The 14,287-nt window shown below is 43.4% G+C and carries 8 protein-coding genes, 1 pseudogene and 1 CRISPR repeat array; of the genes and pseudogenes, 3 read left to right on the plus strand and 6 right to left on the minus strand.

What is annotated here, in order from left to right:
* The 5 genes and pseudogenes from IQ259_RS27835 to IQ259_RS25240 form a co-directional block, all read right to left on the minus strand.
* Positions 1-88 (minus strand): annotated as a pseudogene (locus IQ259_RS27835) (IS1 family transposase); the annotation flags it as partial.
* A gap of 102 nt (positions 89-190) precedes the next feature.
* Positions 191-754 carry a DUF2085 domain-containing protein gene (locus IQ259_RS25225; RefSeq protein ID WP_228014768.1) on the minus strand — a complete coding sequence of 188 codons (564 nt, stop codon included), beginning with the start codon at positions 752-754 and terminating at the stop codon, positions 191-193.
* Positions 755-784: 30 nt separating this feature from the next.
* A complete protein-coding gene (locus tag IQ259_RS25230; RefSeq protein ID WP_193888752.1) occupies positions 785-2,896 on the minus strand; it encodes a TIGR00300 family protein in 2,112 nt (703 codons plus the stop codon).
* Between the two features lie 564 nt (positions 2,897-3,460).
* On the minus strand, positions 3,461-4,732 hold the full coding sequence (locus tag IQ259_RS25235; protein ID WP_193888753.1) for a cell wall metabolism sensor histidine kinase WalK: 1,272 nt from the start codon (positions 4,730-4,732) through the stop codon (positions 3,461-3,463).
* 117 nt (positions 4,733-4,849) lie between these two features.
* Positions 4,850-5,524 (minus strand): response regulator transcription factor, encoded by a 675-nt coding sequence (locus IQ259_RS25240; protein ID WP_193888754.1) that lies wholly within the window; start codon positions 5,522-5,524, stop codon positions 4,850-4,852.
* Between the two features lie 101 nt (positions 5,525-5,625).
* Between IQ259_RS25240 and IQ259_RS25245 the strand changes: the two genes are divergently transcribed.
* From IQ259_RS25245 to IQ259_RS25255, 3 genes are all read left to right on the plus strand, one after another.
* On the plus strand, positions 5,626-6,021 hold the full coding sequence (locus IQ259_RS25245; RefSeq protein ID WP_193888755.1) for a hypothetical protein: 396 nt from the start codon (positions 5,626-5,628) through the stop codon (positions 6,019-6,021).
* A 450-nt stretch (positions 6,022-6,471) separates the two neighbouring features.
* Positions 6,472-7,815, plus strand: a complete 1,344-nt coding sequence (locus IQ259_RS25250) for an efflux RND transporter periplasmic adaptor subunit (protein ID WP_193888756.1) — start codon at positions 6,472-6,474, stop codon at positions 7,813-7,815.
* A 328-nt stretch (positions 7,816-8,143) separates the two neighbouring features.
* Positions 8,144-11,317 carry an efflux RND transporter permease subunit gene (locus IQ259_RS25255; RefSeq protein WP_193888757.1) on the plus strand — a complete coding sequence of 1,058 codons (3,174 nt, stop codon included), beginning with the start codon at positions 8,144-8,146 and terminating at the stop codon, positions 11,315-11,317.
* A gap of 104 nt (positions 11,318-11,421) precedes the next feature.
* On the opposite strand, the gene IQ259_RS25260 is transcribed toward IQ259_RS25255, so the two are convergent.
* Positions 11,422-12,195, minus strand: coding sequence for a hypothetical protein (locus IQ259_RS25260; RefSeq protein WP_193888758.1), 774 nt, complete (start codon positions 12,193-12,195; stop codon positions 11,422-11,424).
* A 217-nt stretch (positions 12,196-12,412) separates the two neighbouring features.
* Positions 12,413-13,829: a CRISPR direct-repeat array (repeat unit 37 nt; unit sequence GTTTCAATCCCTAATAGGGATTAAGTGAAATTTCAAC).
* The last annotated feature ends 458 nt before the right edge of the window (positions 13,830-14,287 follow it).

Consider the following 14,287-nt stretch of genomic DNA (forward strand, 5'->3'; position numbering starts at 1 on the left):
GGTTGCAATGAGTACAAATGTGATTTTGTTTACTTTTACGTTTCCCATTCTTTCTGATTTCCGTAGAGCCGCAGTATGGACATTGCACAGTAGATGACCTCAATTCATCTCTCTATTATGCAATGCCTTAATACCAATTCACGAAAATCTTGATACAAATTAATGGTTTTTAATTCTTTCCCTCTGCTCCCTACCCCCTGCCCCCCTGCGACCTACTTGTATCAAACTTAAAGTGAAACGGTATAAGCTTATTACCACCCTGCCAACTATGCAAAATCGGCATTGTAAACAGCCCCCAAGCCAAGCCTGTAATTAGGCCAAAAGGCGTAACTATGTAATTATCAAAATTCCACAGACCAAAGATTTGCGCTGCTAATTCCAAGGGATAAGCCATCATCAAGACACTAGCTAAAGCAGCACCATTCCAGCCGTATTGACTTAACCAAAAAAATCCTTTACCAGCAGTTACAGCATACAGCAGACGAGTAATTAACAATCCGGTGACAGTGCCATAACAACGCATACAAACAGCCATGATAAATGGAGGTGCTAAATCTAAGCCCATGTCTGGTTGCGGACAGACATGATTACCCATGAAATAAATGATGTCCGCAATACCCCCAAGCAACCATACTCCAGACGCAGCAAGAAAGGGAGCAACTGGCGGGCCAACAACCATTCCCGCCAGCAGAAAATCAGCAATAAAACTGACCCAATTAACTTGTAACTCCTCACGTAAAGCTACTCTAATCATTCTTCTCTCTGCGTATGTGTGGTTTATCTTTTAACCTATCACCGCACGATAAGGACTTGTCAACTTATCTAACTGCTGAATTAACAAACTCAGGAACAATCCTACATCAGTCACCACACCCACCGATTCGACAGAACCGCGATCGCTCAGTTTAGTTACCACAGCTGGGTTAATATCCACACATACCATTTTCACACCAGCGGGGGTCATATTCCCCACACCAATTGAGTGCAGCATTGATGACAGCATCAAGATCATCTCCGCACCTTCGAGGTTTTGAGCGTATTCTTCTTGTGCTTTAATTAAATCCATTTGGGTATCAGGTAACGGCCCGTCATCCCGAATGGAACCAGCTAGAACAAATGGGACGTTATTGTGGACGCACTCATACATCACGCCGCTTTTAATTACTCCTGCTTCCACTGCTTTAGCAATACTGCCATAACGACGGATGGTATTAATTACCTTGAGGTGATGGCGGTGTCCACCACGGACTGCGACACCCCGCTTCATATCTACACCAAGGGATGTACCCATGATATTTTGCTCGATGTCGTGGACAGCGATCGCATTTCCACCCAACAGCGCTTGTACATAACCTTCCCGAATCAGCTGTGATAGGTGTTCACCGCCGCCAGTATGAATAACTACAGGCCCTGCTGTCACTACAACTTTACCGCCAGCATCACGGATTTTTCGCAATTCCCAAGCGACTTGTTCTACTACCAACTCTACACGGCGTTCGCTGGAAACACCAGACGACATAAAGCTGAATTCTTGGGCGTTGCGTTGTTCCCGCGATTCCGTTTTGCGGATGGTGCGGATACCTAATACGTCTACAACTACCTGTTCGCCAATTTCCAAGTCGCGGAGAATTTTACACCGTGCCACTATACCATTAGCGGTTTGGGTAATAGCGATCGCGCCATCCATGCGCTGATTTTCTACCTTCACCCACTGGCCGTTAATCCGCACTTCCGTTGGATATATTGTACTAACGTAAAAATCATCAGGTGCTACACCATTCTGAATCACAGGTTCTAGTTTCGCATCTCGTTCATCTTGGGGTAAGTCTACTGCACCCAAATCAATTAACTGAGAGATGATTTCTTCCATCACCTCGTGGGATGGTGCAGATACCTTCACTTCAGCCGCTGATGTGCTTTGGCGTTGTTCTCCCAAGTTAAAATTCAACACTTGGAAGCTTCCGCCTGTATCGACAATCAAATCTAAGGCGCGGTTAATTAAACCAGAATCAAGCAAATGTCCTTCGATGCGGATAATTCGACTTTCTACCGACACATTAGCATGAACTTCTGCCTGGACTGGTTCTGTTACCCGCAAGGTCAGACATTTTGCTGCACCACCAGCTTTGAGAAATTCGGTTAACTGCGTTTCCAGGACTTGAAAACCTACCTTAGCCAAACGAGATTTTAAAGCTTCGCTGGCTTTGTTCATAATCACGATGCTTTCCACATTCACCGCATTACAGGCGAAGTTTACCGCATCGGCTTCGGCTATAGCTATTCGCTTTTCGGCTGCAACTCGCATTTCAATCAAGCGGTTGGAGTAAGAATCGAAAGCACCAGGATAGTAAAGTAAATAGCCGTTAGCTAAAGGACAGAAGCAAGTATCTAAGTGATAAAACCGCTCATCAATTAATCGCAGAGATAACACTTCAATATCCAACCATTTGGCGAGATATGGATGAGAATCTAACTCGGAACGGAAACCATATCCCGACCACAGCCAACGTCCTTCTCTATCTAGGAGTGCATCACCAGCACCTTCAAATGGTAAATCTTTTGGTAATTCATATACTGTATAACCGTTTTCTTCAAACCATTGTTTGAAGTATGGTTCTTCTCCTTGACGTTCTTTGTGTAAAAAGCGACTTAGAACTACATTTGTTCCTAAAACTAAACCAGCGTTAGCAGTAAAAACTAAATCAGGCCAACCTTTCTGGGGAGTTACTAAATCTACAGTGGCATGTTCTTTGAGAATTTGGTATAATCCCTGCCACTGTTCGACGGCGCGATCGCGTGAGGATTTGTGAATATTCCCTTCCATCCAAGGATTAATCACATAGTCCACATCATAGTGGTCAGGGGGACACATTAAAAAGCGAATCCGAGAATTCATAAAAATCTTACTAGGTTATAGATGCTACCAGCCTAATTTGGTTACAATGTCAAATCCGTTACTAACCTCTACCTTTAGACTGTTGAAGGATTTATAAAGGCTTCGCTCCTATTTTATTACCGGAAAGACAAAGTTATGGCTGTACAATTCCGTGTTATTGTATCGTCATTTAGTGTTGATATCGCAAAGTGCTGTTAGCGGTAGTGGGAGTTGAGCCAATACGATTCAGTTAAGGCTATAGTTCTTAATTTTTGAACGAACCGCAGAGACGCAGAGAAGCCAGTGCGTTGCGGGGTTTCCCGACTTGAGCGAACTGGCGTGAGGTTCCCTCCGTTGTAGCAAGTGGCGTTGCTGAGAAAAAACCTAGTTATACCAATTCTCTAAAATTAGGCAACACATTCAAACCCCACAACCCAGACCAAATCAGAGTTTCTTAATTACGAATTACGAATTACGAATTGGTATTACTTCAAGGCTTTGAGTAATTAACACTGTAACCTGTGTGACTACAGCAATAACTCAGAATCAAAGGCTTAACAATCATGGTTAATCATCAGTCATGTGTCACAGTTTCAGGGGAAGGTTAATTTGAAAAGTTGAGCCTTGACCTAGTGTACTATTGACAGTGATTTGACCTCCGTAGCGTTGCACTATTTGTTGAGCGATCGCAAGCCCAAGTCCAAAGCCGCCTGTTTGCCGAGATCGCACTGTGTCTACGCGATAAAAACGGTCAAAAATATATGGCAAATCATGAGATGGAATGCCAATACCGTTGTCTTTAACTTGAATGACTGCGTTGTAAGACTGAGTAAAAAGATGCAATTGCACCTCACCATCTGCGGGTGTGTACTTAAAAGCATTAGTTAGGAGATTGATTACAGCTTGTTTGAGCAAATTTGCATCGGCTCTTAACATGATAGGATGCTCTGGAAGATGAGCATGGAAATTAAGGCCTTGGGTAGGCGCTTGAGTGGCGAATTCTTGAACAAGCGATCGCAATATTTCACGCAAATCCACGGGTTTTAATCCGCTTTCCACCAGCGAACCATCATGGCGCGACAAAAAAAGCAGATCATTGATCAGTGTACTCATGGATTTAGCCGTTTGGACGATATTTTGCAACCGTAATCTTTGCTCAACACAGTCTTCCGGCGGCATCAGGGCAACTTGAGCATTACTCAACATGGTAGCAATTGGTGTACGTAATTCATGAGAAGCATCGGCTGTAAATCGCTGTAATTGCTGATAAGCCCGGAGGCTGGGGCGCATTGCCAATCCACCCAAAAACCAGCCTGTAAGACCAATTACACCAAAAGTCACAGGAACCCCGAATGCTAAAAATAAGCGGGCTTGATTCAGGCTACCGCGTAGAGAATTCATCGGAACTGCCGCTTGGAAGTAGCCAATGAGTAACTTGTCTTCCAAAATAGGAATTGTGACTTGGCGAACCCAGGTTCTGATTGTATACTCAGCGCCTAATGATAATTCTAGTGTTTGAAATCCTGGTTCTGCGGTCAACTGGCTGTTACCCAATGAGCCGATAAACTGCAAAAGTTGTTTATCAGAGTTATACCATCGCGCATATATTAGCCCGTTATTTAGTGATGTTCCGTTTTCTATAGGAGTTTGGCTACGCTGAGTTTTCCATTGACTTTGATAAAGCGAGTATTGAGTTTTGGCAGCCAAGGCTTTACTTTGGGAAAAGAGTTCCTCATCAAAAACCCGCAACTGTTCTTCTACACTCAGACAGTAACCAACCCCTGCAAAAGCGAATAAAATTCCGCCCATTGATAGGGCAAACCAGTGAGCGAGATTACGACGGCTATGTTCAAACATTGGTCAATGGTTGAAAGGCAAAAGGTGAAAGGGGAAAGGCAAAAGGCAGAAGGCAGGAGGCAGAAGAAATCTAATTTTTTACCTTTTTACTTTTTACTTTTTTCAGGACTCAGCACTTCAATTTGGCGGATTGATTCGATAGCCCATGCGATGAACAGTTTCTATCCAATCTTTGACACCGATGGTTTGTAGGCGCTGGCGTAGGCGACGAACTAAGGTAGTGACGGCGTTGCTTTCTGGTTCTTCTCCCCAACTCCAAAGGGCCTGCTCAATTTGGCTATGGGATAAGACTTGGCGAGGATGACGCATGAAATATTCCATCAATTGAAACTCCCTACTAGAAAGTTGAGTTGTGTAGGCACCACGTTCGAGCGTCAAACTGGATAAATGAAGTTGCAAATCACCCAAGCTGAGTATATCTCCTTGCCACATGGGCGATCGCCGTCCTAATGCCCGGACTCTTGCCAATAATTCCAGTACATCTACAGGCTTGACTAAGTAATCATCGGCTCCAGCATCTAAACCTTTTACCTTATCGGAAACCGTGTCTTTGGCTGTGAGCATCAATACAGGAGTCACTTTACCTGCACGTCGATATACTTGGCACAATTCTACGCCACTCACCTTCGGCAACATCCAATCTAGAATCAGCAAATCATAGTGTTTACGAAAGGCAAACCACTGTGCTGTTTCGCCATCTGCGATCGCATCGACTGTATGCCCTACCTTCAACAAGGCTGCACGCAGTGGTTCTAACTGCGATGGGTCATCTTCTACTAGTAAGATCAACATCCATTTGTTCAGCTTGCCGTGATTTTGACTGTCTGGTTTTCAGATTAAGCTAAAACAATGACATGAAAATGACAGCAAAAACTCACTCTTAATATTTTTCTATGCAGCAACTCCAACTTTTTCAAGTGTTGCGATCATTAGGCTTTGTGTTTTGGTTGTCTTTGCCGTTGATTGGCTTGGTTTTTTGGTTGGGTAGTGGCTTTGTCGGCGATCGCATTTTAAGTCGCTCTTACACCACTAAAAAATATTTATTAGCAGATACTCAATCGACAAAACAAGTGATGAAAAGCATAGTAGCAATTAAGGTACAAATCTTACCACAAAAAGGAATTTCACGGGTGAATGTGAAAACTAATAACTCGGTTGTCAAAACGATAGTTTTTGAATTTCCCGTCACCGATATAAAACAACTGGAAGCAATTCTGAGTCAAGAGTTGGGTTTACCACGCGATCGCGTTAACGAATTGATAAAGGAAAGCATGAAGTATGAAGTGTGAAGTGTGTAGATGCTTTTAGGGGCTTGCCGCAGGTTAGCGTCAAAAGAGGCAGGGGAGCGGGGAGCAGGGGGAAAGACTGAAATAGAGCTTGAGCTTGTACTCCACCCCAGTAAGCGCGCCCTGCAAGGGCGGGGCTTCTCTACGAGACGTTTTGCGAACATACCCATGCTTCGCTTGCCTAACGGCACGCTACGCGAACGCTCCGCGCACAAGAGAAGAGCTTGTTCTCCCTGCTCCCTGCCCCCTTCCCCTCTGCATCTTCGGTGAAATTTTATCTTTTAGCTTCCTGCTTTTTGAGCATTGACATTTCTTTGTCATATTTAGCTAATAAACTACAGAAAAAGTAACTTAATTCTACTTTTCTATAAAAAACTGACTGTTGAAAGTGAATATTTAACACATCCCTTTATGGATGAATTAATTTCAGACTTCATACTTCACACTTCTATTATGGATAGTTCCGAAGCTCAAGTTTCAACGGTTGAAACCCAATCAGAGAGTTCTGCGCCTTCACCGCCTCGTGCGGGTAAGCCTTGGTTCTGGAGATTGCTGATTCTATTTCTGGCAACTGGAGGCATTATAGTATGGCGAATGTTGGCTCCTGGTAGCACACCACCCTCGTCTGTTGCACAGCAGCAACAATCACCACCAGCAAAGCCAATTGAAACGATCGCCTTAGCAACCGGCAATGCTACGAGAAGTTTTCAGCTTTTGGGGCAAGTAGAAGCCACGCAACAAGCAACACTCCGCGCTCAAACGAGTGGGATTGTGAAAAAAATTTTAGTGCAACCAGGCGATCGCGTCAAAGCAGGTATGACGATCGCAACTTTGGATGATACAGATCAACAATTGGCGATCGCCCAAGCAAAAGCGCAACTAGCACAACAACGCAGCAACCTGGCACGTTTAGAAGTTGGAACTCGCAAAGAAATCGTTGCTCAACGTCAAGCATCTGTAGCAGCCATTAAAGCGCGAGAAATGGAAGCACAAGATAACATGAAACGTACCAGCAATCTTGTTGAAGAAGGTGCTTTATCTCAAAGATTGCTAGTAGAAGCACAAGCACAACTAAATAATATGCGGGGAGAACGGTTAGAAGCCGAAGCACAACTAGCCGAAGCCAAAGCCGGGCCAATTCAAGAAGAAATCGCCGCACAACGAGCAAATGTAGAAGCAGCTAAAGCCACCTTAGCTCAAGCAGAACTAGCACAGCAGAGAACTCGGATAGTTGCATCCGAATCGGGTGTGGTTCAGACTCGCCATGTTGGTAATGGTGATTTAGTACAGAATTCTGGTGAAATCGTCACCCTCATAGCAGGCGATCGCTTCGACATTTACTTAGAGTTACCAGAAGAACTCAGTTCTCAAGTTACCCCTGGGATGAGAATTGATCTAACCACTCGTGCCTTACCGCAATGGAAACAACGCGCCACCATTACCGCCGTCGTTCCTTCTGCCAATACTACCTCTCGTCGCCAACAAGTACGTGTCCAAATCAACAATCCCCCACAGGGATTATTACCAGGAATGGCGATCGCAGGTAACTTGAATATGCCCACAAATCGCCCTAGCTTTGTGATATCACGCGATGCCTTAACCAGAAGACAAAACCAATGGCTAGTGTTCGCCGTTACCGATGGTAAAGCACAACAAATACCTGTAGAGATGGTTGCAGATATGGGTAAACAAGTCGCCATTTATCACCCTAATTTACGCAGTGGTCAACGCATCGTCCTACGTGGCGGTGATGGATTACAAAATGGTGCGCCTGTCAAGATAGTTGATCCCATTTAGAGGCTACCAAATAACAAATATTCCAAAGTTCTACCTCTCTGCGTTCTCTGCGTCTCTGTGGTTCGGTTAGAGCATTTAGGTTTCATAAGCTTCTTGCAGAAGGCAGGTTAAAGAGAAAGAGTTAGAAGTATCTTTTCCTTTAACCTTTTTTTATTACGAACCACAGAGGCACAGAGAAGCCAGTGCGTTGCGGGGGTTCCCACGGCAGTCCGCTCAAGTCGGGAAACCCGCCCACGCGGCTGCCTCCCCGTTGTAGCAACTGGCGCGTCACGGAGAAATGAGGGTTTGAGAGATATTTTGCGTAAGTCCTGTTAATTACGAATTATTTATGAACTTTATCGAAACCTCTGTTCGTTGGCGACATGGAACCTTTGTATTATTTTGCTTACTAGCAATGTTTGGCGTATTCTCCTTACTTAGATTACCGCTAGAATTGCAACCAGGAGGCGATCGCCCAGAAATTACCATCACAACTACCTATCCCGGTGCAGGGCCGACAGAAGTAGAAGACTTAATTACACGCCCCATCGAAGAACAGATGGAACAGGTGCTAGGTGTACAAGAAATTACCAGTACTTCGCGTTTGGGACGTAGTAGTATCTCTCTGGAATTTGCCCCAGATGCCAATGCGAAAGAACGCATGGTAGATGTATTAAATCGCTTGCAACAGGTGGAAAGTTTGCCGCCGGAAGCACAGGAATCAAGTGTAGAATTGGTTGGTGGTAACAGTTCGCCAATGATGTGGATTCCTTTTGATACGAAAGAAGGATTTACACCGGATGCAGATCGTTATCGAGATTTAGCCGAAGAAGTGGTAATTCCCCGTTTACGGCGAGTTGAGGGAACTGGACAGTTTTTGTTAGTAGGTGGACAAGAACGAGAAGTTGAGGTGAAGGTCGATCCGAAAGCATTGAGCGATCGCAACTTAACAATCGGTGATGTAGTGCGAGTTCTGCGAGAAAATAACCGCGATATCCGGGGCGGGCCATTAATTTTAGGACGACGCGAGTATCGGGTACGCACAATTAGCCGATCGCAAGATTTATCCCAAATTGAAGGGTTTGTGTTGCGGCGCGACCAATCTGGGACAGTGTACTTGCGAGATGTTGCCACAGTGCAGATGGGACGTAAACCCCAAGATAGCGCTTTGGTATTCAACGGTAAGCCTGGGGTAGCAGTTGGGGTAATTCGGGAAATTGGGGCAAATGTGCCGGAGGTAGCGAAAGGCATTCGGGCGGAGATTTCAGCCCTACAAACTGAGTTTGACAAGCAAAATCAAGGTATTCGCTTTGTCTACAACTATGATGAAAGTGAGTATATCAATCAATCTATCTCGTTTGTACAAGGCAACTTAGTCAGTGGGGCGCTGTTAGCAACTATTGTCCTGGTTTTGTTCCTGGGTTCGATGCGTACTGTTGCTGTGGTGGCGATTACAATTCCCACAACCTTAATTATGGTGTTCATTGTGATGTCTGCGTTTGGGCGGACGTTGAACATCATCAGTTTGGCAGGGCTGGCATTTGCGGTGGGGATGGTTGTAGATAACGCGATCGTGGTGATTGAGAATGTCTTCACCCACATGCAACAAGGTAAAAGCGCCTTACGAGCAGCAATTGAAGGTACTCAAGAAGTTTGGGGCGCAATGCTGGGTTCTACCTTAACTAACGTGGTTGTATTTTTACCCCTAATTATGGTGACAGGTGAAGCCGGACAACTTTATGCGGATATGGCGATCGCGCTTTCGGCTTCTTCTCTATTTTCGTTGTTTGCCGCTTTAACTTTAGTGCCAATGTTATCGGGATTGTTCCTCAAGCAATCGGAAGCAATGCAAATGATGGAAGGTGGTGAATATCGCGGTGGGAATTGGTTGGAGCGTTCCGTAGCCAAAGCTTCGGTAGTATTCCGTCATTTTCAGGGCAAATTAGAAGGCTTTCTGGCTTCTACTGTCAGTTGGTCACTGGGACGTAAGCGGGTTGGACGCAGGTTACTAGTGCTGTCGATTCCCTTGGTTTTACTGGCGACGAGTATTTTTCTCTTACCACCTGCGGATTATTTACCGGAAGGAAATCGTAACTTAGTTGTATTACGGGCAGAGCCATTGCCAGGAACTAGTATACCAGAAGCGATTCGCCAATCTGAACCTGTACAGAAATTTTTGCGATCGCAACCTGAAGTTGAGCGGATTATGTATGTTGATCGTCCTGGCGCACTCCGGGGTATTGCTACTATCTTAAAGCCAGAGTTTGCCACGACTACCGGATTGGCGGATATGGTTGATCGCTTACGCGCCCAAAGCAGTAACTTTGCAGGATACCGATTTGTGATTCCAACGAGGATTTCGATATTCCGCGATCCGGGGAAAGAATTTGAAGTGGATATTGTCGGGGCTGATTTGAATCAAATTGGTGACTTAGAAAAGCAAATTACAGGCAAATTGCGATCGCTACCCGGAGTCCAGAATGTGCGTTCCAACTTTGTTTTGGGTGCAGGAGAATTGCAAGTCATTCCCAACCGCGAACGCATTGCGGAAGTTGGACTATCAGAAGCGGAAATTGGTTCGGTAGTAGAAGCTGCGTTAGGTGGGCGAATCGCCTCTGATTTCATTGATGGTAAAGAAGAACTGGATGTCTCAGTAGAATTGCAAAATACTGCTGTGGAAACACCAGAACAGTTGCGCCAATTACCGTTATATGCTAATGGAAGACAAGTACAACTAGGTGATGTTGCTGAAGTTGTAGAAACCACAGGCGCAGATGTGATCAACCACGTCGATTTAGAACGCTCAATTAGCTTAACAGTTTCTGTTGCACCCACCGCCCCCTTAGCAACGTTGGTACAACGCACTGAGGAAGAAATTCTGGCTCCTCTACGTGCTAGTTTACCAACAGGCTATCGTCTAGAATTGGCGGGTTCCGCAGATCAATTAGCCGCTACTGTTGGTCAATTAGTTAGTGCATTTGCATTCTCAATTGTGATTACTTACTTGTTATTGGTGGCGTTATACCGTTCCTTCCTGTATCCAGTTGTGATTATGGCAACCGTACCGATGGGTATGAGTGGCGCACTCTTGAGTTTAGTCATTGCCAATCTTATTCCTGGAGTCAATGTCGCTTTAGATATGATTACAGCCTTGGGATTTGTCATCCTCACAGGTGTGGTTGTCAACAACGCCATTCTGTTAGTCGATCGCGCCTTACAACTCCAGCAAGCAGGTGAAGATTACGACGCATCGTTGTATAATGCCACAAGCGATCGCCTCCGCGCTATTTTCATGTCTGCTGGAACTAGTGTATTAGGGATGTTACCTCTAGCAGTTCTCCCCGGTCAAGGTTCAGAGTTGTATCAGGGATTAGGTATTGTCTTAACAGGTGGTTTGGCTTTTTCCACGATTTTGACTCCTACTGTTGTCCCCGCACTCATGGGTTTATTGCATGATATCTCTGGGCGAAAAGAGGTGCGATCACCATCTCCCAAACATCCTGATAAAGTAACTACTAATTAGTATTGAGAGACTCAGAACCCCGAATTTTTGGAGAAGTCGGGGTTCTTGTTTTTCACTAATAATTTAGGGCTGCTATATCCGCTCAAAACTTTTAAAACATCGTCTTAAGCTGTTTTGAAAAATCGGATAATTTCGCGGACGTGATCGAGAAATTGTCCATCAGTAGAAAGTTGGGCGATCGCATTTCTAGCTTCTCTGGCTAAACGTTCATGTTCTGTTTGATTGGTGGCGCGGAGTTCTTCTAAATTGGCTAAAATTCTTGATAGTTCTTTACGAGTTTCTTCAGAGAAACGTTGTTGCGTTGCTGGTAAAGAATATGCTTGTTCTGGGTTGAGTTGTTCTTCTAAAGATTGCACTTTTTGTTCTAATTCAGAGAAGCGATTTCGCAGTTCAAAAATATCTTCGCGGGGATATCTCCATTCTTGGCTAATCATAGTTAGCCGTGCATATAAATATTCGTAGGCGCGAATAGCAGGACGCAGAATTGTTAATAATAAAGCTGCACCGGAACTGATATAACCCACCGCACTAATCCCAGTGGCGGCAAGGGTGTAAAGTCCAATGGCTGAGAATAAGTGTAAGGCAACGGCAAGCCACAGCGATCGCTTGGCTAATAACTGGACATATTTTACTTGTTTCCCATCTACCGGAATACCTTTTTCAGAAGATTGTGCTGCTTCTGCTAAGACTTGTTTGGCTTGAAAATGCACGTTCCAGGGTACAGTTACAATTACTAACAACCACCAAAAACTTGCACCGCCAATTATCCAATCTAAAAAGTTACCTGCGGGTACATTAAACCATTGCAGTACACCAAATGCTAATAGTAATGTAACGATAATTCCGACAATTGAACTGATAAAAAAGTTGAAATACATTTTGTCATGACTCCAAGCAAATTATTATCTCAATCATGACTATGGCTGGGCATTTACACGGAATGTTTGTGATGCTTTTTTTAGTAGCACATATTCCACTATACATTACGCAAAATTTCAAAATCTTTGGTTTCATAATGCTTGTGATAGTTTTTCTACTAGCACACACTAAATATTTCTCTAAACAAATATAACCGCACTCTTGGGAAATCGCTGAGTTTCAATCCCTAATAGGGATTAAGTGAAATTTCAACCAAGCCAATGTTTTTGAACCAGATGCCTTTATGCTGTTTCAATCCCTAATAGGGATTAAGTGAAATTTCAACTGTTGGTGCATATATTAAAGGTAAGGCTGAGGCTGTTTCAATCCCTAATAGGGATTAAGTGAAATTTCAACTGCTGCTGCTAACGTTACTGGTATGGCTGAGATTCTTGGTTTCAATCCCTAATAGGGATTAAGTGAAATTTCAACTTCTAACAAAAGGAAATAAACATGGATAAAAAGTTTATCGGTTTCAATCCCTAATAGGGATTAAGTGAAATTTCAACTACTTGCTTCTGGTAGTTTCGTTACACTATTTAATGTTTCAATCCCTAATAGGGATTAAGTGAAATTTCAACCTGGACGTAGTGATATTGTTCGCGCCAATGATGGTGTTTCAATCCCTAATAGGGATTAAGTGAAATTTCAACTTTTCTAACGATACTCCTACCGTGTCTTTACCTACGTTTCAATCCCTAATAGGGATTAAGTGAAATTTCAACCCTGATCAACAAAACCACCTTTTACAGCATCACTATGTTTCAATCCCTAATAGGGATTAAGTGAAATTTCAACAAGAAGTCTGGAGCCGTTGCTTAATAGTCTTTTAGTTTCAATCCCTAATAGGGATTAAGTGAAATTTCAACCAACCATAGTCAGTCCAGCAATATTCGTTGTCTGAAGTTTCAATCCCTAATAGGGATTAAGTGAAATTTCAACTTTAAAGGTTTAGATAAAGATTGGAATTTTTCAGTTTCAATCCCTAATAGGGATTAAGTGAAATTTCAACACCACATATAAATTTCCCAGTATTCAACACTTTGGCGTTTCAATCCCTAATAGGGATTAAGTGAAATTTCAACGCTATTGTTGTCGCAGTTGGCTCAACAAAACTTTCGTTTCAATCCCTAATAGGGATTAAGTGAAATTTCAACTCTAGTATTGATGCAAAGACACCAGCGCTAGGCGGAGTTTCAATCCCTAATAGGGATTAAGTGAAATTTCAACCCAACTTGGTTTGATTATAAAAAAGTCCTCGACCCTACAGTTTCAATCCCTAATAGGGATTAAGTGAAATTTCAACCAGTTGCACCAATTTTTCTTATACTACCGACTCCGTTTCAATCCCTAATAGGGATTAAGTGAAATTTCAACTACTTAAATTCATACAAGCACCTGTGTATATACTGTTTCAATCCCTAATAGGGATTAAGTGAAATTTCAACGGAATGGTCGTGATGGCATCCCTAAACTTTTTAGTGGTTTCAATCCCTAATAGGGATTAAGTGAAATTTCAACTTGGAAAAAATCGTGCTATGATGCTCATATGTTTGCGTTTCAATCCCTAATAGGGATTAAGTGAAATTTCAACTGCGGGAGCCGGAAAGCTAGTCTGTATTTGGTTTTCGAGGTTCGGTTTCGCGGATGGTCTGATTATAACATCAGAAAATGTCAGTTTATTTAAAAGAAATAGCTGAAACATAGACTGAGCAAGGTGCGCGAGTGTTTTAAATTTATTTTTTCGGCAAAAGCTTGTATTGCAAGGAATACAGTGATTTCTCCTCAAGCTTGATTTTCTACACCTACCCATCCGCGCGTTTCTGAGGGACTCTAGATTATGCTTAGGGACTTCCAGAGAATAAAATATACAACTTATGAAAATGATAATCATTCTGGTGGGGGGAAGGGAAAGGTTGCTAACGGCAACCTTTCCCTTCCCTTTTTGTAGTAAATTCAATGATGATTCGATTTTGGATGTGCATAGGTGTCAATGGAATTAACAGATTCACTAAAGCATTTGTTGAAGGAAACTGCACAGCAATTAAAAGG

Origin of the sequence: Fortiea sp. LEGE XX443, assembly GCF_015206815.1 — a bacterium.
Lineage (GTDB): Bacteria > Cyanobacteriota > Cyanobacteriia > Cyanobacteriales > Nostocaceae > Nostoc_B.

Bases quoted from the DNA above. Each gene is read 5' to 3' on its own strand.
- IQ259_RS25245 (WP_193888755.1), top strand. From the start codon at position 5,626: ATGCAGCAACTCCAACTTTTTCAAGTGTTGCGATCATTAGGCTTTGTG.
- IQ259_RS25255 (WP_193888757.1), top strand. From the start codon at position 8,144: ATGAACTTTATCGAAACCTCTGTTCGTTGGCGACATGGAACCTTTGTA.
- IQ259_RS25225 (WP_228014768.1), bottom strand. From the start codon at position 754: ATGATTAGAGTAGCTTTACGTGAGGAGTTACAAGTTAATTGGGTCAGT.
- IQ259_RS25230 (WP_193888752.1), bottom strand. From the start codon at position 2,896: ATGAATTCTCGGATTCGCTTTTTAATGTGTCCCCCTGACCACTATGAT.
- IQ259_RS25250 (WP_193888756.1), top strand. From the start codon at position 6,472: ATGGATAGTTCCGAAGCTCAAGTTTCAACGGTTGAAACCCAATCAGAG.
- IQ259_RS25260 (WP_193888758.1), bottom strand. From the start codon at position 12,195: ATGTATTTCAACTTTTTTATCAGTTCAATTGTCGGAATTATCGTTACA.
- IQ259_RS25235 (WP_193888753.1), bottom strand. From the start codon at position 4,732: ATGTTTGAACATAGCCGTCGTAATCTCGCTCACTGGTTTGCCCTATCA.
- IQ259_RS25240 (WP_193888754.1), bottom strand. From the start codon at position 5,524: ATGTTGATCTTACTAGTAGAAGATGACCCATCGCAGTTAGAACCACTG.